Source organism: Rothia sp. HMSC072E10 (genome assembly GCF_001813965.1).
GTDB lineage: Bacteria > Actinomycetota > Actinomycetes > Actinomycetales > Micrococcaceae > Rothia > Rothia mucilaginosa_A.
In genome coordinates this window covers 836,982-858,557 of sequence record NZ_KV814491.1, presented here as the reverse complement: position 1 = coordinate 858,557, position 21,576 = coordinate 836,982, and the positions used below count along the sequence as shown (strand labels likewise).

Annotated in this window: 16 protein-coding genes; 11 read left to right on the top strand and 5 right to left on the bottom strand. The window is 62.7% G+C overall.

Features of this window, described 5'->3' with window-relative positions:
* Positions 1-222 precede the first annotated feature (222 nt).
* A complete protein-coding gene (locus HMPREF2944_RS08710; RefSeq protein WP_246826301.1) occupies positions 223-2,427 on the bottom strand; it encodes a non-ribosomal peptide synthetase subunit in 2,205 nt (734 codons plus the stop codon).
* Between the two features lie 945 nt (positions 2,428-3,372).
* Between HMPREF2944_RS08710 and HMPREF2944_RS08705 the strand changes: the two genes are divergently transcribed.
* Positions 3,373-4,680, top strand: a complete 1,308-nt coding sequence (locus HMPREF2944_RS08705; protein ID WP_070682443.1) for a S1C family serine protease — start codon at positions 3,373-3,375, stop codon at positions 4,678-4,680.
* A 157-nt stretch (positions 4,681-4,837) separates the two neighbouring features.
* On the opposite strand, the gene HMPREF2944_RS08700 is transcribed toward HMPREF2944_RS08705, so the two are convergent.
* Entirely contained in the window at positions 4,838-5,485 is a 648-nt protein-coding gene (locus HMPREF2944_RS08700; RefSeq protein ID WP_049333351.1) for a uracil-DNA glycosylase family protein, read from the bottom strand.
* 1 nt (position 5,486) lies between these two features.
* Complete coding sequence (locus HMPREF2944_RS08695; protein ID WP_049333350.1) at positions 5,487-5,954, bottom strand: tRNA (cytidine(34)-2'-O)-methyltransferase; 468 nt, start codon at positions 5,952-5,954, stop codon at positions 5,487-5,489.
* 146 nt (positions 5,955-6,100) lie between these two features.
* Between HMPREF2944_RS08695 and HMPREF2944_RS08690 the strand changes: the two genes are divergently transcribed.
* From HMPREF2944_RS08690 to secA, 10 genes are all read left to right on the top strand, one after another.
* The gene (locus HMPREF2944_RS08690; protein WP_070483808.1) at positions 6,101-7,348 is read left to right on the top strand and encodes a cysteine desulfurase family protein; all 1,248 of its coding nucleotides are present in this window, start codon (positions 6,101-6,103) and stop codon (positions 7,346-7,348) included.
* Between the two features lie 280 nt (positions 7,349-7,628).
* Positions 7,629-8,831 (top strand): tRNA 2-thiouridine(34) synthase MnmA, encoded by a 1,203-nt coding sequence (gene mnmA, locus HMPREF2944_RS08685; RefSeq protein ID WP_070682441.1) that lies wholly within the window; start codon positions 7,629-7,631, stop codon positions 8,829-8,831.
* 88 nt (positions 8,832-8,919) lie between these two features.
* Positions 8,920-9,321 carry a chorismate mutase gene (locus HMPREF2944_RS08680; RefSeq protein WP_049343966.1) on the top strand — a complete coding sequence of 134 codons (402 nt, stop codon included), beginning with the start codon at positions 8,920-8,922 and terminating at the stop codon, positions 9,319-9,321.
* Positions 9,322-9,358: 37 nt separating this feature from the next.
* The gene (locus HMPREF2944_RS08675; RefSeq protein WP_070682438.1) at positions 9,359-10,627 is read left to right on the top strand and encodes a methionine synthase; all 1,269 of its coding nucleotides are present in this window, start codon (positions 9,359-9,361) and stop codon (positions 10,625-10,627) included.
* Positions 10,628-10,682: 55 nt separating this feature from the next.
* Positions 10,683-11,384, top strand: coding sequence for an MtrAB system response regulator MtrA (mtrA, locus tag HMPREF2944_RS08670; protein ID WP_080974956.1), 702 nt, complete (start codon positions 10,683-10,685; stop codon positions 11,382-11,384).
* Positions 11,385-11,432: 48 nt separating this feature from the next.
* Positions 11,433-13,196: an MtrAB system histidine kinase MtrB gene (gene mtrB / locus HMPREF2944_RS08665; protein ID WP_070682437.1), complete on the top strand. Its 1,764-nt coding sequence runs from the start codon at positions 11,433-11,435 to the stop codon at positions 13,194-13,196.
* 252 nt (positions 13,197-13,448) lie between these two features.
* Positions 13,449-15,167: an LpqB family beta-propeller domain-containing protein gene (locus HMPREF2944_RS08660; RefSeq protein WP_070682435.1), complete on the top strand. Its 1,719-nt coding sequence runs from the start codon at positions 13,449-13,451 to the stop codon at positions 15,165-15,167.
* A 225-nt stretch (positions 15,168-15,392) separates the two neighbouring features.
* Positions 15,393-16,079, top strand: a complete 687-nt coding sequence (locus HMPREF2944_RS08655) for a ComF family protein (RefSeq protein ID WP_168165820.1) — start codon at positions 15,393-15,395, stop codon at positions 16,077-16,079.
* 216 nt (positions 16,080-16,295) lie between these two features.
* Positions 16,296-16,931: a ribosome hibernation-promoting factor, HPF/YfiA family gene (gene hpf, locus HMPREF2944_RS08650; RefSeq protein ID WP_070484057.1), complete on the top strand. Its 636-nt coding sequence runs from the start codon at positions 16,296-16,298 to the stop codon at positions 16,929-16,931.
* 341 nt (positions 16,932-17,272) lie between these two features.
* A complete protein-coding gene (gene secA / locus HMPREF2944_RS08645; RefSeq protein WP_049343980.1) occupies positions 17,273-19,900 on the top strand; it encodes a preprotein translocase subunit SecA in 2,628 nt (875 codons plus the stop codon).
* 129 nt (positions 19,901-20,029) lie between these two features.
* On the opposite strand, the gene HMPREF2944_RS09520 is transcribed toward secA, so the two are convergent.
* Both HMPREF2944_RS09520 and HMPREF2944_RS08635 read right to left on the bottom strand, forming a co-directional pair.
* Entirely contained in the window at positions 20,030-20,353 is a 324-nt protein-coding gene (locus tag HMPREF2944_RS09520) for an Rv3235 family protein (RefSeq protein ID WP_168165819.1), read from the bottom strand.
* Between the two features lie 341 nt (positions 20,354-20,694).
* Complete coding sequence (locus HMPREF2944_RS08635) at positions 20,695-21,561, bottom strand: LysM peptidoglycan-binding domain-containing protein (RefSeq protein WP_070682427.1); 867 nt, start codon at positions 21,559-21,561, stop codon at positions 20,695-20,697.
* Positions 21,562-21,576 lie beyond the last annotated feature (15 nt).

Below are 21,576 nucleotides of genomic sequence, written 5' to 3'. Positions count from 1 at the left end.
AACACCGGTCACACTATTAGTGTAACCGCGGCCCAGCAACCGACCCAGCTAACAGCCCGGCAGCTTGCCCCGCGGCCAAGGCCTGATGATACGAAGCCTTCAGCGAATAAGACCACAATATTGTGCGGTTGTTTGCCACCCGCTTACCGTCTTCCCAGGGTTATACAGGAAAGCCGGGGTCCAGCCTCACGCCAGACCCCGGCCCACCGGTTATGTAGCCAGTTAGCGCCGACGCGCAATCTTCAGGTTGCTCATCAGGTGCTCCACTACCTCAGCGGCATCAACATCGTGGATGCTCTGTGCTATGCCGTTCACTACCTTAACCCGCGAAGACGAGGCGAACATCCAGCCTAAGAACTGCACGGTATTCAGCAACCTAGAACTGCAATCTGCCTGCTTCCGCATCTGCGACCACAAAAAGGGCGTAGTCGGCACGCCACGGCCCTTATACACCTGGGAGTTAGAACGGGCGTCCAGAAGCTCGGCGAGCGCCTCAATATTTTCGGTCAGCTCCTTCAAATCCTCATCCCCGGCAGAGGGGCCGACGTAATACCGTTCAACCAGGCTCAAGGGCATGTAGCCGCTACAGCTACTCACCCACGCGAGCTTCAAACGCAGATTCTGCAGGCGAAGCACCTGCTGCAGAAGCCGCGACTGGGTGCGCAACACCGACAGCGGCATGGACGATAGTCTCTTCTCCTCCGAAAGCAGACCCTCGAAGGAGCCTTCCCCGGAAAACGCCTTATACGGATCCGAGACGCCTGTCAGAAGCACCGGTCCCTCGTAGTGCACGAACGCCAGAACCTCGGGAACACTCGAGAGGGAACGGATGCGCTCGCCAATGGTCGGAAGATCCTCCCCATCCGGGGCGTACTGTTCGCGGCTGAACGTCAACGTCTGGATAGGCTGCTCGGCAAGGTCGGGCGATTCACGAGCCAGCGTCCGCAAATCGGTCACAATCTCGGTCAGAACGCCGTCCCGCTCAACCTGCAGAAGCTCCTCCAGGAACTCAATGACGGCGTTCGTCTGCAGGCCCAAGACCGCGGCGCAGAACTCCGCATCCTGAAGCTCAAGACGCACCTTCTCCAGGCGCTCTTCCAGCGTGGACTGCACGCCCTTGAGCTCAAACTCGCTCAGCTGCTCTGGGCGGAGCATACGGTGCACACCGTCCTCGCCAGTGCGGTAGAAAAGCTCGCTAAACTCCAACGTAGACTGCACGCCCTTCAACGCCCGCTCTCGCAACTCGGGCAGAACGTCAAAGGCGACTTCGGTCATCTCATTCCAGACCTTGGCCTCATCGATCTTCGAATCCTTACGAACAGTCTTCTTCCAGGTCTCGGCAAGCTGCATGGCGCGGTCAAATTCGCTCAGCTCCACAAAAGCCGCCAGCTTCTGGGCGCTCTCACGCAGATAACGCACCGCGTAGAGACGGTCGCTCAAAGAATCCGGGAGGCTATCCTCCAGCAGGCGCCACCGGAAGGTACGCTCAAAGCACCGCTCCGTCATTTCAATGACGGTGGCGCTCAGGGAGAGCGCGTGGTCGCGGGCAAAAGCGAAAGAGCCCGGGGCCTCCGCCAGACGGGGCAGGGACGTATAGAACTCCAGCGCCCCGCTCAGCTTCAGCCGAGACTTTCGGATGGTCTCTTCCAGCTCTGTGGCAAGCACCGCGCGGTCAGCCTGGGCAGTCTCCTTGAAACTGTGAAGCGGGGACACCTGCGCACGCTCCAGCGTCTGCAGGTTCATGACCGCACGCATGAGGTAGTTCTCCAGGATACTGACCTGTTCCCAGCGCTGACGCTGGTTCAGCGGAACATGATTCTGCTGCGTACCGACCAGCAGGTGCTGCGGCACACCGCTAATCGACGGCAGCGCAAAGACCTCATCCTCTGATTTACTGACAGAAAGCACCATGGGGTAGCGGCTACGTTGCGCGTTCTCTAGAGGGGGAATGAGCTTAAAGTTGGTGCTCAAAGAGAAAGGGTCGGAAGGCGCAGGCTTGGGCTGGTCGGCCTCGTCCTTCTGCGTAGTTTCTTCCTGCTGAGCCGTTCCGTTCGGGAGAGTGGCCTCCTGCCGAACGGCGGCCTCCTCCGACCGGGATTCTTCGCGCACACCGGCATCTTGAGCGCCCGCGGGGTTTTCCACCTGCAGGGGAGCGAGCGGGGAGGGCACCCCCTGCTTCGCTGCGGTGCTCTCAACACGGTTCTGCTGTGCGTCGTTAGCCGGGGCGGTACCCTGCGGGGCACTCGAGGGCTGCGGATTCGGCAGGTACTGCTGCGGATAGCTGACGGCACCCCGGACGGGCTGACCCTGCTGGTTCTGCGCCTGCGGAGGCTGAACATGCGGAGGGTACCCGTGCTGGGGTTGTCCCGGAGCATGGGGAGGTGCCTGCGGTGTGCTCGTCGGGTACGGGCTGTACGGAGGCGACACCCGCTGATTCTGCTGCGCGTCGTTTTTGCCCCGCCGTTTCTGGGCACGGAGGCTAACCAGCAGAACGACAAGGGTGATAGCGAGTACGCCCCCGAGGAGGGTGTACAGGGGTGCAGGGCCCGCCACCGATAGCGAAGGTAGCGTGGCGAGAAGAGCGAACGCGGCGCAGGAAGTACTCATGTCTTTACGATAGCCCAGCATGCCCCGCCGTGCTCGGGAGCGTGTGAATCCGCCGCATACTAAGAGTCGATACCCGAGCCATCCTGCGGAGCGGGTGAGCCCGGGACGCGGAGCTAACGCAGGTACGAGCCCAAACAAAGAAGCGGCCCCACCCGTATTCGGGGTGGGGACCGCATCCTCATCACTCATCACTTAACACATATGTCCCGGTTCGGCCTCACCCGAGCCGAAGGACACTTTCGGGGATACACCCCCATCCGTTACGGGTCTCTCAACTCCCGTACCGGAAAACTCGTTCGACGGTAGAGTCTTATCCGTCGTCTTGGCCAACGCTATCTAGAGATGGCCGCGCTCTGGTGTCGCTCGTGGAGTTGTTCCTCCTGCTGGCGGCGGTACACCATGCCTGAGCAGCAGGCCACCACACCGGCACCGATGCCGATTGAGCAAACCAATATGGCGCAAAAGATTATGGTTGCAATCACTGGAGTTCCTCCTTCGTTTATCATCTGCCCTCCACGCTACGGGTCTTCTCTGTGCTTCAGCTGTGCGTGGAGGCTGGCACCGCTGTGTAGATTGCCGTTCGCTAGATTCTCATTTGCGGGCACTTCGCGGGTAGCGCGGGGAAAGCCGACACTCAGAAAATTCCCAGGGAACTCTACGCTGAGCGACAGTGAAAAAGCATCGAACGGCACAAAAGACCCTCTACAGTAGATAGAGATAGTGCGCCCGAACGACGCACGGGTAGACTTCAAGGAGAACAAACCCATGACTCAGAACACCGGATGGTCTCAGGGCGGCAACGACGGCCTCTCCGACGCGACACGGCCTCTGCAGAGCGTAAACGGGCAACCCAATTACCAGGGTTATCAGCAGGCCGGGTACCAGGCCTCCCAAAACGGCTACTCGCAGGCGTACCCTCAGAACGGCTACGGGTATCGTGCGACCGCTACGGTAGCTTCCCCCGCCCCGGAGAAGAGCAAGCGTTACGGCGGCGGAGTTGTTCTCACCGCGGCCGTGCTCGCAGCCCTCGTGGGTGGCGGCGTGGGCGCCGGCGTCGGGTCCTTCACCGCCTCGGCCGGTTCTTCCTCTTCGAGCTCCTCTCGTGGATCGGTGAGCTCCAATATCAGCAACTCGTCGACTGTCACCGGCGTCGCCGAGACCGCGAAGAAGGTTCTTCCCTCGACCGTTAGCATCGTGGCATCTGACGGGTCGAGCACTGCCGGCGGCGGCAGCGGCGTCATTCTGGACAAGGAAGGACACATCCTGACGAACAACCACGTGGTGGTTTTCTCTAACAGGGAAGCCTCCGTCGTTGAGGTGCGTCTGAACGACGGTACGGTGCGCACCGCCAAGATCGTGGGGCGCGATGAAGCCTCCGATCTGGCCGTCCTGAAGATTAACTCTTCCGGACTTGACCTGCAGCCCATCACCTGGGGAGATTCTTCGAAGCTGGTCTCGGGCGAGGTCGTGGTGGCCCTCGGTGCACCCTACAGCCGTACCGACACGGTCACCTCCGGCGTTGTGTCGAACGCGAACCGCGTGCAGCCTGCCGATGAGAAGGGCCAGAATTACATCCCCATGGTTCAGACTGACGCCCCCATCAACCACGGTAACTCCGGCGGCCCGCTCGTCAACCTCAAGGGAGAACTGGTCGGCATTAACGCGCAGGGCCAGGCCAGCCAGGACGGCGGTACCGCCGACGGTATGGCCTTCTCGATTACTTCGAACTACGCCAAGCGTATCTCCTCCGAAATCATCGCTAACGGCAAGGCCACCCACGGTTACCTGGGTGCGAACGTTAAGAACAGCCCCGCCGACACCGGTAGCGGCTCCTCGAAGCTGATTTCCGGCGGTGTGGAGATTAGCTCTGTGACCTCCGGCAGCCCCGCAGCCAAGGCAGATTTGCGTGCCGGCGACATCGTAGTGGAGGCGGACGGCCACCCCATCACGAAGAGCGACGAGCTCAACGGCACGGTGCGTGCGGCGGCGGCCGGCTCGAACATGACGCTCAAGGTTAAGCGCGGCGGGACGACCAAGGACATCACCGTGACCCTGGGCAGCGCCAGCTCGTAGCGCTAACCCGCCTCTTTGGCGCTCGCCTCTGCGACGGGGATGCGAGCCGACAAATACGGGCGGGTAGAAGAGCAAATAGAGACGAAGCTCCCGACCCTCGACGTGAGGGCCGGGAGCTTCGTCGTATTAGCGCTACGGGAACGGCCTTGCGGGAAGGCTAGGCGTTCTTGAGAATCTCTGCTACGCGCTTCTGCAGGGCAGGGATGACCTCCTGCTCGAACCAGGGGTTCTTCGCCTGCCACCTAAAGTTTAGGGGCGAAGGATGCACGAGCGGCAGGAACTTCGGAAGGTAGGACTCCCACGCGCGTACCGTCTCGGTCAGGTTACGTTCGGCCTTCGGACCGCGCTTACCGTTCAGATAGTACTTCTGGGAGTACGCGCCCACCAGCAGAATCAGCTGCACATCCGGCATGAGATCCAGCAGCTGCGGATGCCACTTCGGCGCGAAATCCTTACGCGGCGGGTTATCGCCGTGCGCGCCCTTACCGGGGTAGTAGAAATCCATCGGCAGCAGCGAAATGAGCTCGGGGTTGTAGAACTGCTCGTCTGTCACGCCCATCCACTCGCGCAGCTTCTCACCGCTCGGGTCGTTCCACGGGATGCGGCTTTCCTGCGCGGCGCGCCCCGGTGCCTGACCAATCACCACGATGCGTGCCCTAGGTGACGCCGAATAGACCGGCTCCCAGCCCTGCTCGGTGTACTCCTTATTCTCAGGATCCCGGCGAATCTGCTCGGCCAGGGGAGGGGTAGAACTCAGAATCTGCTGAACCATGTGCTCGGGCAAATCGTGGTGTGCGGTAGCCATGCTAGATGGCGCCTCCCTCAAATCCGTTCTGGCGCCAGGCCTCAAACACGGCAATCGATGCGGAGTTAGCCAGATTGAGGGAACGGCGGCCAGGCTTCATGGGAATCTTAACCCGTTCGGTAATGTGCTCGTCCCGCTGTACCTCGGCGGGCAGACCCACCGACTCGGGGCCGAACATGAGGACGTCTCCGGGACGGTACTCGATATCCGCGTAGGAGGTCGAGGCCGTGGTCGTGAACGCGAAGACGCGCTCCGGCTCGAGGGCTCGCCAGGCGTCCTCGAGGGTCTTGTGGACGGTCACCACGGCCAGGTCGTGGTAATCCAGGCCCGCGCGGCGCAGGTGGGCGTTATCGAAGTTGAAACCCAGCGGCTCCACCAGATGCAATTCGGCACCGGTAATCGCGGCCAGTCGGATGGCGTTACCGGTATTACCCGGAATCTCGGGGGTATAGAAAAGAATCTTGAACACGTTCCTAAGTGTACCGCGTAGCCTTTGAACAGCCCGGCTGAGTAGCGCTCACCGACCTACCCACGGGCAAATGCTGCTAGAAGAGGCCAGAGGCAGCGCGATAAAATAAGCGAGGCGAACAGCCACGCATCCAGCAGGAGGAACACATGAGCGCAGAAACCAACCGCCAGAACGGCCGCGTCTACCTTGACCACGCCGCAACCACCGAGGTGCTTCCCTCCGCCATCGACGCGATGGTCGAACAGATGCGCGCGGGCGGCAACCCCTCCTCACTGCACGCCCTGGGCCGAGACGCCCGAGCCACCGTCGAGTACGCCCGCGAACGCATAGCCCGCGCCATTGGCGCCGACCCCGCCGAGGTTATTTTCACCTCGGGCGGCACCGAGGCGGACAACCTCGCCGTCAAGGGCATCTACTGGAAGCGCCGCGAGGAAGACGCTCGGCGTACCCGAATTCTCGTCTCCTCCATCGAACACCACGCCGTGGAAGACACCTGCGAGTGGCTTGAAAAGGCCGAGGGCGCACGGATTGAATGGATTCCCGTGGACGAACGCGGCCGCGTGAACCCGCAGACGGTCCGCGAGCTCATCGAGAAGAACCCCGAGGACGTCGCACTCGTGACCGTCATGTGGGCCAATAACGAGGTGGGTACCGTGCAGCCCATCCCCGAGATTGCCGCTATCGCCGCCGAGTACGGGATTCCCATGCACTCGGACGCCGTGCAGGCCTTTGGTGCTGTGCCGATTGACTTCCATGCCAGCGGCACGACCACCCTCGCCATTTCCGGCCATAAGATTGGCGGCCCCATGGGCATCGGTGCGCTGATTGCTACCCGCGCCGTGCAGATGACCCCCGTGCTCCACGGCGGCGGTCAGGAACGCTCCGTGCGTTCCGGCACCATCGACGCACCCGCCATCGCGGGCTTTGCCGAAGCCGCCGTGCACGCGGTTGAGCACCTGCCCCAGGAATCGGCCCGCATCGCCGCGTTGCGCAACGAACTGGTGGCCGCCGTCAGTGCGCTCATTCCGCAGGCGCACCTGAGCGGCGAGGATCCGCTCACCGAGGAGTACCCCGGCCAGAAGCGCCTGCCCGGCAACGCGCACTTCACCTTCGAGAACGCAGAGGGTGACACCCTGCTCTTCCTGCTGGACATGCAGGGCATCAGCAGCTCCACCGGCTCGGCCTGCAACGCCGGGGTGACTCGCCCCTCCCACGTGCTCATCGCCATGGGTATGGACGAGGACACTGCCCGCAGCGCCCAGCGCTTCACCCTCGGCCACTCGAGCACCGGCGCGGATATTGCGCGCCTCATCGCGGCCCTGCCCGCCGCCTACACCCAGGCCGCCAAGGCTGGGCTGTCGTCTCAGCTGCCGGACGCATCCCGCTGGCACTAAGCATCCCCGCATAGAACGCCCCGGAACCGCCCAAAACACCCCGAAGCCCCGAACCTCACCCCTGAACCGGAGGTTCGCTGAGGGTGCACTGCCCGGTACCGGGGCGTCGCCCTGCGTACAATAGGTAGCTACAGCCCCGGGCCCGCGTGCCTCTGCGCACCCGCGCATCCGAGGCAGCCGATAGAGCATCGGCGTATAGACGACATCAACACAGGACCGGCCGAACACCCCGCCGCGCAACGCGCGGAAAGGTTCGGCCACGGAAACGAGGAATAGCGTAGTGAAGATCCTGGCAGCTATGAGCGGCGGCGTTGACTCCGCCGTGGCCGCGGCCCGCGCCGTCGATGCGGGTCACGAGGTCGTGGGCGTGCACCTGGCCCTCTCGCGCATGCCCGGAACCCTGCGCACCGGCTCCCGCGGATGCTGCACCCTCGAAGACTCCATGGACGCCCGCCGCGTCTGCTCCCAGCTGGGTATTCCCTTCTTCGTCTGGGACTTCTCGGAACGCTTCAAGGAAGACGTCGTGGACGACTTCATCGCCGAATACGAGGCCGGGCGAACCCCCAACCCCTGCATGCGCTGCAACGAGAAGATCAAGTTCGCGGCCCTGCTCGAACGCGCCGTCGCCCTCGGCTTCGACGCCGTGGTGACCGGCCATTACGCCCGCGTCATCACGAACGAGGACGGTAACCGTGAGCTGCACCGTGCCGCCGACTGGGCCAAGGACCAGTCCTACGTGCTCGGCGTGCTCACCCACGAGCAGCTCAAGCACGCCTGGTTCCCCCTGGCCGATACCCCCTCGAAGGCACAGGTGCGTGCCGAGGCCGCCGAGCGCGGCTTCTCCGTGGCGAAGAAGCCTGACTCCTACGACATCTGCTTCATCCCCGAGGGTGACACCCGCGCGTGGCTCGGCGAGCACATCCAGATGCGCCCGGGCCTCATCAAGGACACGAGCGGCCAGGTGCTTGGCGAGCACCCCGGCGCTCAGGCCTACACCGTCGGTCAGCGTAAGGGCCTGGCGCTGGGCCGCCCCGCCCCCGACGGCAAGCCCCGCTTCGTGCTGGAGGTGCGCCCCAAAGAGAACGAGGTGATTGTCGGATCCCGCGAGCTTCTGGCCGTGGACGAGATTCGCGGCATCCGCGCCACCTGGGCGGGAGTCCCGGTGGATCAGGCAGCCCGCTTCCTGCAGGAACCGGAGCAGCCAGGCGCTCGCAGTAAAGAGTTTGAGGTGACCGCGCAGGTGCGCGCCCACGCCGACCCGGTGCGCGCCAAGGCGTACCTGACCTGGGCCCCCGACCCCGAAGCTGAAGAAGAGAACGCGCTGCGCCTGGAGACCGTGGTGCGCCTGCTGGACCCGCTCTCGGGCGTCGCTCCCGGCCAGACCATGGTGCTCTACCAGGGCACCCGCGTGCTGGGCCAGTCCACGATTGCCCGCGCATACTCCCTGAACCGCGAGGATATTCAGGAAGCCCTGGGCGCATAAGGCACAGCAGTAAATACTCTCGCGGTTTGCCCCAACCACACTGCAGCAGCAACGCACAGAAGACCACAACCAATCTGAGGAGAAACCGATGACCGCCGAACACACGTCCTGCGAATTTGACCCTCACGCCACCTCCATGGGCGATGAGGTTGCGCCCGAGGTCTACGAGGAGCTTTTCGCGATGCGCCGCTCCATCGACAACTTCGATGCGGCCCTCGTGCACATTTTGGCGGAGCGCTTTCAGGCCACGAAGCGCGTGGGTCTGCTCAAGGCTAAGCACAATCTGCCGGCGGGCGACCCCAGCCGCGAGGAAGCTCAGATTGCCCGTCTGCGCGCTATGGCGAAGGAGTCCAGCCTGGACCCCGAGTTCGCCGAGAAGTTCCTGAACTTCATCATTTCTGAGGTGATTCGTCACCACATTCGTATCGCGGCTGAGCAGCAGGACTCCGAGCAGGGCGAGAACCCCGCCTCGGCCGATCATGCAGAGTAGCCCTCGCCGGGGCGGGCGAGGCCCCGCGCCGGAACCGATGCCTCAACGTCTGCTGATGCCCGGCGAGTACCGTGCCCCCGAGGGCGACGAGCTGGACGAGCGGGAGCTCGCGGCCCTCGCCGCCGAGCGTCCTCTGGTGCGCGCCAGCGGCACCGGGCCCTTCCCCGGAACCTCCCTGGCGGAGGGGATGGCCCGCATCGAGGGAGAACTGGGAGCGCCGCATCTGCCCTATCTGCCGCAGCTGCCGGCCACCGGCTGGAAGGGGACCGCGACCGCGCGCACCCTGGCAATCTGCGAGGGAATCGCCTTTGACGGTGCATCCTTCGGCTGGCGCATGGTGCACAGCACCGGACGCGGTGCACGCGAATCGGCTCTGGCCGAGGACCGGCTGCTCTCGGATATCAATCTTCTGGCTGACCGAGTGGGCTCACGCGCTTCGGGCCGCCGCACCTCAACGCAGACTGGGGGAGAAAGGGCGCCCCGCCCCGCCTACAAGATCCAGCTCACCGGTCCGTTGAGCCTCGCCGCGCAGGTGTACCTGCCCGGTGGCGAACGGGCGATGAGCGATGCCGGCGCGAGCCGCGATCTGCTGGATTCTTTCCTCGAGGGTATGGAACGCTGGTTTATTCTCCTGCGGGAGGCCCTGCAAGCCCCGACCGCGCCGCTGGCCGTGCAATTTGACGAGCCAGAATTTCAGCGCCTGCTGGAGGGCTCTATCCCCACCGTGAGCGGCTTCCGTGCCCTGCCGGCAATTGAACCACACGTCTATCGCGAAGCGTACCGGCGCCTGACGGAGCGGTGCGCCGACCTGAACCTGCAGGTCATCCTGAATATCGACGGCACCGGGGTGAAGCCGTTGCGCGCGCCGAAGGTGAGTGTTAAGCCCGCCCCGAGCCTGGACGCGCTCGAGATGTTCAAAACCATGCAGGCTGCAGCCAACCCCGCCCTGCCCTGCGCCCTGATGCTGCACCCCGACCGTTCCCGTCCGCGGGGGGCAGGAACGCTGCACGTGCCGCCCCTGAGCGATCCGCGCTCTTGGGAGCCTATCGCCCAGCTAGTGGATGCGGGGGCCCGCATCTGGCTGCCGGTCGTCACCGAGGAAATGGTGCCTCACCAGGCACGACGCCTTTTCAACCTGTGGCGCGAGGTGGGGTTGGAGGCCCGTCAGCTGAGTTCCGTGGGCCTCATGCCCGACGACGCTCGCCTGCCCGCAGGAGGCTACGCCTCGCTGAGCCTCACGGAGGCGACGGCTTCTCTGGCGCGAGTGGCAGAGTGTGCCCGGGCCCTGGGCGAGTGCGGGGTATGATTAGAGGAATGACATTTTAGTGTAAGTAATTTCGGCAATTCTTTAGGGAGGTACTGTGAGCGTAGGCGACGCACACACCATTCTGGTGGTTGATGATGATGACGCCCTGGCGGAGATGATTGGTCTTGTGCTCGCGCAGGAGGGGTTCAACGCCGTTTTTTGCGAGAATGGTGCACGCGCTTTTGAAACCTTTATGCGCTCCACTCCCGACCTGGTTCTTCTGGACCTCATGCTTCCCGGAATGAACGGTATTGAGGTGTGTCAGCAGATTCGCCGTTCCTCGAACGTGCCGATCATCATGCTGACCGCCAAGAGCGATACCGAAGACGTGGTGAAGGGCCTGGAGGCCGGCGCCGACGACTACATTGCCAAGCCGTTTAAGCACGCCGAGCTGTTGGCTCGCATCCGCACCCGTCTGCGCCCGCGTGAGAGCCGCCAGCTGGTCGTGTCGATTGGCGATATCGTCATGGATATGGACGGCCGCACGGTGAAGTACCACGACACCGAGGTCCCGATGACTCCGCTGGAGTTCGATCTTTTGGCGGCCCTGGTGCGCCACCCCGGCCAGGCCCTGAGCCGTCAGGAGCTGCTGGACATGGTCTGGGGATACACCGACGTGAGCGATTCTCTGGTGAACGTGCACGTCCAGCGCTTGCGTGCAAAGTTCGATGAGCTGGGCGCGGATCGCTTTATCCAGACAGTGCGCGGTGTCGGATACAAGATTCCGACCGAATTGGTTGGTTCCTCCGCAAACTAAGCGGGAACACACGACGACTCTCACCACAGTGGCGAAGGGATAACCTGATTGTCTGTTGCGAAGTCGCGCCGTAAGCACGGCGCTTTGGCGGCGGAGGCGGTTGCCTCCGCCTCTTCGCGTACCCGAACCTCTCGGGCGCGGGAGAATCGCAAGTCGCGCCGAAACATTCCGCACCGGATGCGCAGGCTCTGGCGTGAATCCCTTCAGTTCCGTGCATTGGCAACCGCCGGCGTGCTCATGTTCCTGAGCTTCTTGGCGGTGGGCTGGTCCCTGTCGAGCCAGATCGCAACGAGCCTGTTCGAGAACCAGAAGTCGCAGGCACTTCAGGAGTCGATTAGCGGTTTCCGTAACGTGCAGAGCGTGCTGAATTCCTCCGAGATGCGAAGCGACAGCGAGATTCGTCGTAACGTGAGCCGTACCCTGACGGTCTTGGACGCCGGCGCATCCGGCAAACGTAGCTGGATCCTTGTGCCGCTGGAGGGGCAAGGCAAGCAGGGTTTTATCCCCGAGCAGAGTAGCGATAAGTCCCTGAACTCGTCGAGCATCCCCACGGATTTCAAGAACACCGTTCGCGATAGGGACGGCGTGTATTGGCAGACCTCCACTATTACAACGTTTGAGAATAACCGCGAACGCACCTACCCCGTGCTTATCGTGGGTACGCACGTTTCTATCGCGCAGAATCCTAGCTACGGTCTGTTCACCGTGTACGACATGACCGATTCGTCCGAGACGATTGCGCACATTAACTTCGTGCTGTTCGGCGGTTTCTGCGCCCTGCTGACCGTGGTGCTGTCCGTGGTGTGGTTCGTGACCCGCTTCGTGGTGCGCCCGATTACGCAGACCGCCATCACGGCGGAGCGTCTGGCCGCCGGTGATTTGGACCAGCGCGTGTCGGTTAAGGGCGAGGACCAGGCCGCGCGTTTGGGTATTTCCTTCAACCGTATGGCCGATTCTCTGCAGGAGAAGATTGTTCAGCTGGAGCGCCTGTCGACCCTGCAGCAGCGCTTCGTCTCGGACGTGTCGCACGAGTTGCGCACCCCGCTGTCCACGGTGCGTCTGGGCACCGAGCTGCTTTACGACTCGCGTGAGAACATGACCCCGATGCAGGTGCGAAGCGTGGAGCTTCTACACGGTCAGGTGGACCGCTTCCAGTCGATGCTGGCCGACCTGCTCGAGATTTCGCGCTTCGACGCCGGTAGTGCAATGCTGACGATTGATACCGAGGACTTCATTCAGGTGCTGTCGAATATTCTGCAGGAGGCTCTGCCGCACCTGGAGCGGACGAACACGAAGTTGAATGTGCACACGAACCACGAGAGCATCATGGTCGATATGGACCGTGTGCGTATTGAGCGTGTGCTGCGCAACCTGCTGTATAACGCGATTGAGCACGGTGAATCCCGACCGATTGATGTGTATGTCGATGCGAACGCCACGAACCTGGGTATCGCCGTGCGCGACCACGGTATCGGCCTGTCCGAGGACGAAGCTGTTCAGGTCTTCAACCGTTTCTGGCGTGCCGATACCTCGCGTAAGCGCACCCTGGGCGGTACCGGCTTGGGCCTGTCGATTGCGGCTGAGGATGTGCGCCTGCACGGAGGCACGCTTGAGGCATGGGGCGAGAAGGGCCGCGGCGCCTGCTTTACGATGAACCTTCCGCTGGTTCACGGCGCTCCGCTCGGGGAGTCCCCGGTTCTGGCGACCGGCGAACCGGAAGCGTCGACTAACCGTCCCGCGATTGCGCAGGATACCCTGCCCTCGATCGATCCGCGGCAGAAGAAGGACACCGCGGAGGGTGAGGAAGGGTAGCTTCCTAACCTTACCCAAACCGTCAAGGGCATGCCTTTTTTCGGGGGGAGTGTTCCCACCCCGACGAGGCGCGATGTTTTTCTGGCGATCAAAGGGAATCCATGGATGATTCGCACGCGCAATGTGCCCCGTCACATTGCGTGCACGAGGTACCTAGCCAGTACAATCGAGGAACGTATATTTTCACTCCGCTGTTACTTCTACGGGAGCGACGGCCATAACGTCACTGTTCTAGAGGAAGGTCTGACCCCTATGTCCCAGGGCGCTGTTTTCTCTCGGCGCGTTGCGCTCTCTGCGGGCGTCGCCTCGCTGGCGGCGCTCCTCAGCTCCTGTGCCGGTCTTCCCTCGAATGACCACGTGACGCAGCACAGTAGCACTCTGGGAGCGAAGGATTCGAAGACCTCCCCGGCGCGTGCGCCCGGCCCGTTGGCCGGTGCTACCCCCGAGGCCATTATCGAAGGCTTTGTCCGTGCTGGAGTCGACAGCATCGAGAACTACGCTGTGGCCCGCCAGTACCTGAGCTCCTCGTATAACCAGCATTGGAATCCCCTCGGCACGACTCGCGTGTACCGCAACACGATTCAAGCCCAGGCCGACGAGGGAATCTCTTCTTCTAACTCGGCGGAGAGCACCTACCATGTGCGCTTCCAGCAGACCGCTACGGTGAACAGCCAGGGCCTGACGAGCACCTTCCCCGAGGCGCAGACCGAGACCCAGGACTTCAAGCTGGTCAAGGAAGACAACCAGTGGCGTATTAGCTCCTGCCCCGATGGGCTGTGGCTTGACGGCAGCGAATTTGAGCGGGTGTTTAGTCCCTACCGCCTGTATTTTTACGATCGAGCCTTCCGCTACGCCGTGCCCGATATCCGGTGGTTCCCTCACATCGAGAACTACTTTGAACTTTTGGTGCGCATGTTGATGTCCGGCCCTGCATCCTACCTGAAGGGTGTCGCTTTCTCCGCCCTGACCGACTCTATGACCTTGGACGAGGCACGCCTCGTCAATAACCAGGACGCCACGGTGCGCCTGACGGGTGAGCGTCTGGATGATTCTCGCCTGGCGCGTATCCGCGAGCAGATTGTTCACGGGCTCAGCAACTTCTCCGGTCTGGAGAAGACCGAGGTGTACTACAACGGCACCCTCATTCCCGAGCAGACTCCGAACGGGTACATGCCCGTACCGCTGACGCTTTCGGTCCCCGACCGTACCGTGGCCATCACCGCGAACGGGCAGATGGTGGCCCGAGATAACTACATGAGCGCCTCGGGCGAGCAGATGCTCCTGCGCGGTGTCAGCCAGCTGAGCGCCCCGGCGATGAGCTACTCGGGCGATATGTTTGCCTGCTTGGCGAACGATGCAGGCAGCCTGTACACGGTGTACCAGGGGACCGCCCGCCGAGTGTGGCAGGGCTCGAATCTGACCGCCCCGACCTTTGACGCGTACGGTTGGGTGTGGACCGCCGATGCCGAGGGCACGGTGCGCGCCTTCAAGCCGAGCTCCGAGGACGCTCAGGAACGCGAGCGCGGGGTCGATATCGGTATGTCGTGGCCGCGTAACCTGAGCTTTACCAGCATCAACGTGTCGCACGATAGTGCGCGCATTGCGATTGTCGCTTCCACGGAGGGCGCGTCGGCCGTGATTATTTCGGGTGTGGTGCGTGACGACGCCGGTAAGCCGCTCAACCTGACCGAGATGGTGCGTCTTAGCTCCTCGGTGGTGCCCCGTAGCGCGCGATGGGCTGGCGATCAGAACGTCGTAGTGGTGAACGTGAAGAACGGTGAATCCGAGGTAATCTCGCTGAGCGGTGAGGAGACGAAGCTGGATCGTCTGGACGGCGTGATGAGCGTGTCGACGGCCGATAATACCTCCAACATCATTGCCCACCGCTCCGATGGTTCCTGCTATGTGCTGGAGGAGCGCGGCTGGACCCGCTTGGATACCCTTCTGCACGAGATTAGCTACGCCGGTTAGGGCGCTTGCATGAATTCACAACAGCGTGGTTTGAATTCTGAGCGGGCCCCAGGCCGGAAGCCCGTGCGTGGTTCGGAGCACCCCGTGCGCTGGGTGGAGAGCGCGTGGGGATCACTCGGTGAGTTGCTCCTGCCGCGGTCGTGTTCCTGCTGTTCCGCGGTGTTGCCGTACGGTTCGGGGCCCGCGCTCTGCGATGGGTGCCTGAACCGCTGGGAGCGCGCCTGCGTGAGGGTCGAGCGGGTGCATCCGGTGCAGGACGTTCCGGAAACCGTGGCGGCTTCGCGCTATGACGGGATTGTGCCCCGGGTTGTTCTGGGGATGAAGAACGCGGGGCGGACCGATCTTGTGCCGTTGATGGGGGAGGCCCTGGCTCGTTGCGTGTACGAGTTGTTGCGCGCGCACCGAGGGGAGCTCGTTCGGAATCCCGCGTCCGGTGCCGCCAAAAGCGAGGTCCTGCTGATTCCTGCCCCATCCTCACCCGCGAGCGTGCGTCGACGAGGCTACGCCCCGGCCTCGCTCCTGGCCCGTGAGGCGTCCCAACGGTTGAAGGGGCGCCTTCCCGCCGGCATGAGGGTGATGCCCCTGGACATCATGGGGTACACCTCCAGCCCATCCGGGAGTGCCGGGGGAAGTCTCGGTAGCGTTGTGGGGGCCCTGACCGGGCGTCTGGGCGGCGCCTCCGGGGGAGAGGAACAGAAGACCCTGACCGCGGTGGCTCGTTCCGAGCGGATGCACGGGGCCCTGCGCGTTCTGGAGCCGGCCCTGGTTGAGGGGCGGCTGTGCATCGTCTGCGATGATGTGGTGACGACCGGCGCAACGGCCGCGGAGATGGTCCGTGCTCTGCGTGAGGCAGGTTCCGTGGTGCTGGGCGTGTGTGCCGTAGCCTCCGTACCGAAGAAGGCCTCGCTCTAGTACCTAATCCGTGAGATGCGCCTTTTCTGTGAATGGGCCTGCAGATTGTTCTGACTATTGATAAATAGAGAGTAATGTAGGCGAATATTTGTCACATATAGTGATGTATGGCATCCATTCGTATTAGAATATAGGCAAGGGAACGGCATCGAGGTCGAACCCCCGTACCGGGTCCAGCCGGACGCGGTATAAACCCCCAACCTGGAGGGAATGATCGTGGAAGTCAACATCTACGGCCGCAATATCAAGGTCACCGAACGCCTGGAAGAGTACGTGAGCGAGAAGGTTCAGAAGTTCGCCCAGCTCGGTGATAACGTGAAGGACATCGACGTCAAGTTCAGCAAGGACGGTCACCTCGGTGGCGAGTCCATCCGCGTTGAGATTACCGTGGTCGGTACCGGCCCGGTCCTTCGCTCTGAGGCTCAGGGCAACGATAAGTTCGCGGTCTTCGATGAAACCTACGGCAAGCTCCTGGAGCGTCTGCGCCGTGCACGCGACCGCCGCAAGCTGGCTAAGCGCGGTGGCAAGCACCCGGTATCTGTGGCTGACGCTACCGGCTCGATTCCCGTTGTGAGCGAGGCAATCACCGAGATTCTGTTGCCGGATATTCCGGTGGAAGAAGCCGCCTTCGACAACAGCGAGGTCACCCTGGCCGACGAAGCCGCATCTCCCATCGAGATTCGTCACAAGAGCTTCAAGGGCGAGCGCCTGACCGCTGCAGAGGCAGTTGACCGCATGGAGCTGGTGGGCCACGATTTCTACCTGTACATTGACAGCGAGACCGGTGCCCCGGCTGCGGCATACCGCCGTAAGGGCTGGAGCTACGGCATCATCACCCTGACCGACGAATAACGGACGGGCAGGGAGTAACGGTTCATACCCGTTGAGAAATCTTCTGTGAGGTGCTGGTGTAAGCCGCAACCTCTCACCCCGGGAAGGCCCGGGTCCCGAAGGACGCAAGGTAATACGCATTATTGCCGGGTCGTCCGCTACGGGGCCCGGGCTTTCGCGTGCCCCGCGCACGGGGCCGATGCCGCCAGGCTGATGGCTCACGGTCCGAGCGCAGAGCGTAAAAAAGAGCTCGGACGGGCGAATTAGGCGGCTCTGCCATACAATATGTAGGAAGGCCTCACCGCGCGCACTCTCGCGCGCCCTTGGTGAGGGTACCGAGACAATCAAGGAGTAGAAGCTCAGTGGCATCTTTCTTGGAGAAAATCCTCCGAACCGGCGATAAGAGGGTTCTGCGACAGCTCGAGGCGTACACGAAGGCGGTGAACTCGCTCGAGGACAGCTTCGCATCCATGACCGATGAGGAGCTGCGAGCGGAAACCGATAAGTTCCGTGAGCGCGTCAAGGACGGCGAGTCCCTCGACATCCTGCTGCCGGAGGCCTTCGCGGTGGTTCGCGAAGCATCCAAGCGTACCCTGGGCAAGCGTCACTACGACGTCCAGATTATGGGCGGCGCAGCACTGCACCTGGGTAACATTGCCGAAATGAAGACCGGTGAGGGCAAGACCCTCGTCGCGACCCTGCCCGCATACCTGAACGCTCTGAGCGGCAAGGGTGTGCACATCGTGACCGTGAACGACTACCTGGCCGAGTACCAGGCGAACCTCATGGGCCGCGTGTTCCGTTTCCTGGGTATGGAATGCGGCGTGATTCTCTCCTCGATGGAGCCCGACGAGCGCCGCAAGCAGTATGCCGCGGACATCACCTACGGTACGAACAACGAGTTTGGCTTCGACTACCTGCGCGACAACATGGCCTGGACCGTGGAGGAGCAGGTTCAGCGTGGCCACAACTTCGCCATTATCGATGAGGTCGACTCCATTCTGATTGATGAGGCGCGTACCCCTCTGATTATTTCCGGCCCCGCCGCTGGCGAGGCAAACCGCTGGTACGCAGAGTTTGCGCGCATCGCCGCAACGATGCTCAAGCGCGATGAAGACTACGAGGTGGACGAGAAGAAGCGCACCGTCGGTATCCTCGAGCCCGGTATCGATAAGGTGGAAGACCACCTGGGTGTGAAGAACCTCTACGAATCCAAGAACACTCCGCTGATTGGCTTCCTGAACAACGCCATTAAGGCGAAGGAGCTGTTCACCAACAACAAGGACTACGTGGTCATCGACGGCGAGGTTCTGATCGTGGACGAGCACACCGGCCGTATTCTGCCGGGCCGCCGCTACAACGACGGCATCCACCAGGCGATTGAGGCGAAGGAAGGCGTCGAGATCAAGCCTGAGAACCAGACCATGGCGACCGTGACCCTGCAGAACTACTTCCGCATGTACGACAAGCTTTCGGGCATGACGGGTACCGCAGAGACCGAAGCCGCCGAGTTCATGAACACCTACAACCTGGGTGTCGTGCCGATTCCCACCAACAAGGGCGTGCAGCGCGTCGATAACCCCGATAAGGTGTACCGCGACGAGATTGCCAAGTTCAAGGCCGTCGTCAAGGACATTAAGGAACGCCACGAGAAGGGCCAGCCGATTCTGGTCGGTACCGCCAGCGTGGAGAACTCCGAGTACCTGTCCCGCCAGTTGGCGAAGGCCGGCGTGCGTCACGAGGTGCTGAACGCGAAGAACAACGAGCGTGAGGCCGCGATTGTGGCTCAGGCGGGCCGTAAGGGCGCCGTCACCGTGGCGACCAACATGGCCGGTCGCGGTACCGACATCATGCTCGGCGGCAACCCCGAGTTCGAGGCCGTCGAGAAGATGCGTCAGCTCGGCCTGGACCCGAACACCAACTCCGAGGCGTATGAGGCCCGCTGGCCCGAAGTTCTCAAAGAGTGCGAGGAAGCCGCAGAAGCAGAGCACGAGGAGGTCACCGAGCTCGGTGGTCTGTACGTGCTCGGCACTGAGCGTCACGAGTCCCGCCGTATCGACAACCAGCTGCGCGGTCGTTCCGGCCGTCAGGGCGATCCGGGCGAGTCCCGCTTCTACCTGTCGCTGACCGATGAGCTCATGCGTCTGTTCAACACCGGCATGGCGACCCGCCTTATGGCCGCTGCCCCCGAGGACTCCGCACTGGACTCCAAGATTGTCAGCCGTGCCATTGCCACCGCGCAGGCCAACGTTGAGGGCCGTAACGCCGAGCAGCGTAAGAACGTGCTCAAGTATGACGATGTGCTCAACCGCCAGCGCGAGGCCATCTACAAGGACCGTAGCCGTATTCTGCACGGTGACGACCTGAAGGAACAGATTTCCGGTTTCGTGGACGAGGTGCTGACCTCCATCATCGACGCACGCGTCTCCGAGGGGCACGCCGAGGACTGGGATTTCGAGGAGCTTTGGAACGCCCTCAAGCAGGTGTACCCCATCTCCATTACCGTGGATGACCTAGCTGAGGACGCAGGCGATCGCACCAAGATTACCCGCGACCAGATCGTGAAGGAAGTCCTTGCGGACGCTCACGTCGTGTACGACGAGCGTGAGGAGAGCGTCGGCGAAGAGAGCATGCGTGAGATTGAACGCCGCGTGATGCTCTCGGTCATCGGTCAGCGCTGGCCCGAGCACCTGTACGAGATGGAGTACCTCAAGGAAGGTATCGGTCTGCGTGCAATGGCCCAGCGTGACCCGCTGGTTGAATACCAGCGTGAGGGCTACGACATGTACCAGTCGATGCTCGACGCTGTTCGCGAGGAGACCGTGACCTACCTGTACAACCTGGACCTGTCCAAGCAGCGCACTCAGGCTTCCGCCGTGCGCCTGGCTGAGCCCTCGCGTCCGAAGTTCCTGCAGTACTCGGCCCCCGACGAGGACGGCCACACTCAGGTGCACGTGGAGCGTTCTCAGAAGAAGTCTCAGAAGAAGTAGTCGCGGTATAAACCCCGAAACGTACGGAGAGGGTGCGAATCCATCACTGGGTTCGCACCCTCTCCGCGCGTTTATAGGTTTATGGCAATCTGAGCTAACGGGGCTCGTCCTTCCTCGGGGCAGAGCCCGCTAATTTGCGCCCGGCCGATTCTGCGGCTGCTCGATGGAGGTGATAAGCCAGGTACCGTGCAGTTCCCGAACCTGCAGGGTAACCACCCTGATACCCTGACCGCATCGGAACAGAGCAACCGCCTCGTAGAGCTTGGGGTTGACCCGCTGTGCGCGGATCCGAAGGAGCGCCGGAGGCATCGAGAGGGCCTGCCCGGCGGGAACCTGACGAGGATTCTTGGGAAAACGCGGTAGCAGGCGGTGAAAGCAATCCGCCGAAACCCACTGAGCGAGCTGCTGGCGCGAGCGTCGGGCGGCCATGATTTCGAGATAGGCGATGGCCACGCCCGCGCAACGCCCCTCAATTTGGCGGGAGATGGCGTCCACGGGGCGAAGCGGGCGACCAGCCCGAGGAGGTGCCGTTCGGTGCGAGGAGCTCTGCTCATAGCGGGGGAGAGGAACAATCGATACTGGGGAATCGAAGCCTCGAGCCTGCACAAGGGCGAGGGTTCCGGGTGCCTGCGCAAGCTTTTGCGAAGGCTCCGGAACGGAACCTGGGGTCGGTGTGCTCACCTTCGGGGGAGGGAACGTGCGGAGCGCCGGAGCGCGGCGGGGGAGCGGGGGAAGAAGAGGCGTGAAGCCCATGACGGGTTCCTTTCTGAAATGATGTAGAGGAAAATAACCGGTTAGCGACGGAAAGTTTGTAGCGGCTGCTCGGGAATCTGGAGTACCTGCCCCTCGTACAGCAGATCGGCGTTCCGCCCCAGCGCCTCGCGGTTGGCGCTGTAGATATCGAGGGTGTAATCGTAAATAACGGAGGCATCGGTGCCTTCGCCCAGCTGTTCGGCGGCGATGGACCAGAGAGTATCTCCGGCACGTACCGTGTAGGCATAGGTACCGCGGGCTTCGTGCGAGGGCGCGAAGAATGGGCTGCGATCCTGGAGTGACCCGGTGGATTCGGTAGTGTTTGGGGCGAGGGGAATCTCTGCATTGGTGGTGTTTCCCGCATCGGTCGGTTCCGTCTGGTACGCGACCGATGAACCGTCGGTACTGTACCCGGCTGAGCACGCATCCGGGGCCATCAACGAGGTGGTCGGCGCGGTCGGCGCGGGGGTGTGACTCGCCTCGGCGGCGTGTGCCGGGGCGAAGACCGCCCCAAGCCCGATGGCCGTGCCGCCCAGCGTCAGAACGATGCGACGCATGAAGAGCGGGCGGAAAATGTGCGGCGTTCTCGGCAAACGAGGTTCCAGGGGGTTAGTGACCCTGTGGGCGGTTCGGGCCTCGTGAAGGGCGCAGACGAAGCTGACAATCCACCAGAGGGTGATGAGTACAGCTGATATCCCCGCGCAGAGGAGCACCGCATCGGTGAGCGGGTGGGCTGAAGGGATGCGCGGCAGGTGGACGCAGAGGGCAGCCAGCACAAGCGCCGAGAGTACCGGGGGAGCCGTGAACAGAAAGATGTCTTGGCGGCTGGCCCGCGCCTCGGGACGGAGCGCTTCGGAACGGGGCTCGTCGCTGCGTACACCGTGCGCGTATTGTGATGTTTGGTCCACGATGACCTCCAAAGA

Excerpts from the sequence above, each read along its gene's own strand:
- HMPREF2944_RS08705 (WP_070682443.1), top strand. The coding sequence starts at position 3,373 with ATGACTCAGAACACCGGATGGTCTCAGGGCGGCAACGACGGCCTCTCC.
- HMPREF2944_RS08700 (WP_049333351.1), bottom strand. The coding sequence starts at position 5,485 with ATGGCTACCGCACACCACGATTTGCCCGAGCACATGGTTCAGCAGATT.
- HMPREF2944_RS08690 (WP_070483808.1), top strand. The coding sequence starts at position 6,101 with ATGAGCGCAGAAACCAACCGCCAGAACGGCCGCGTCTACCTTGACCAC.
- HMPREF2944_RS08680 (WP_049343966.1), top strand. The coding sequence starts at position 8,920 with ATGACCGCCGAACACACGTCCTGCGAATTTGACCCTCACGCCACCTCC.
- HMPREF2944_RS08675 (WP_070682438.1), top strand. The coding sequence starts at position 9,359 with ATGCCTCAACGTCTGCTGATGCCCGGCGAGTACCGTGCCCCCGAGGGC.
- HMPREF2944_RS08660 (WP_070682435.1), top strand. The coding sequence starts at position 13,449 with ATGTCCCAGGGCGCTGTTTTCTCTCGGCGCGTTGCGCTCTCTGCGGGC.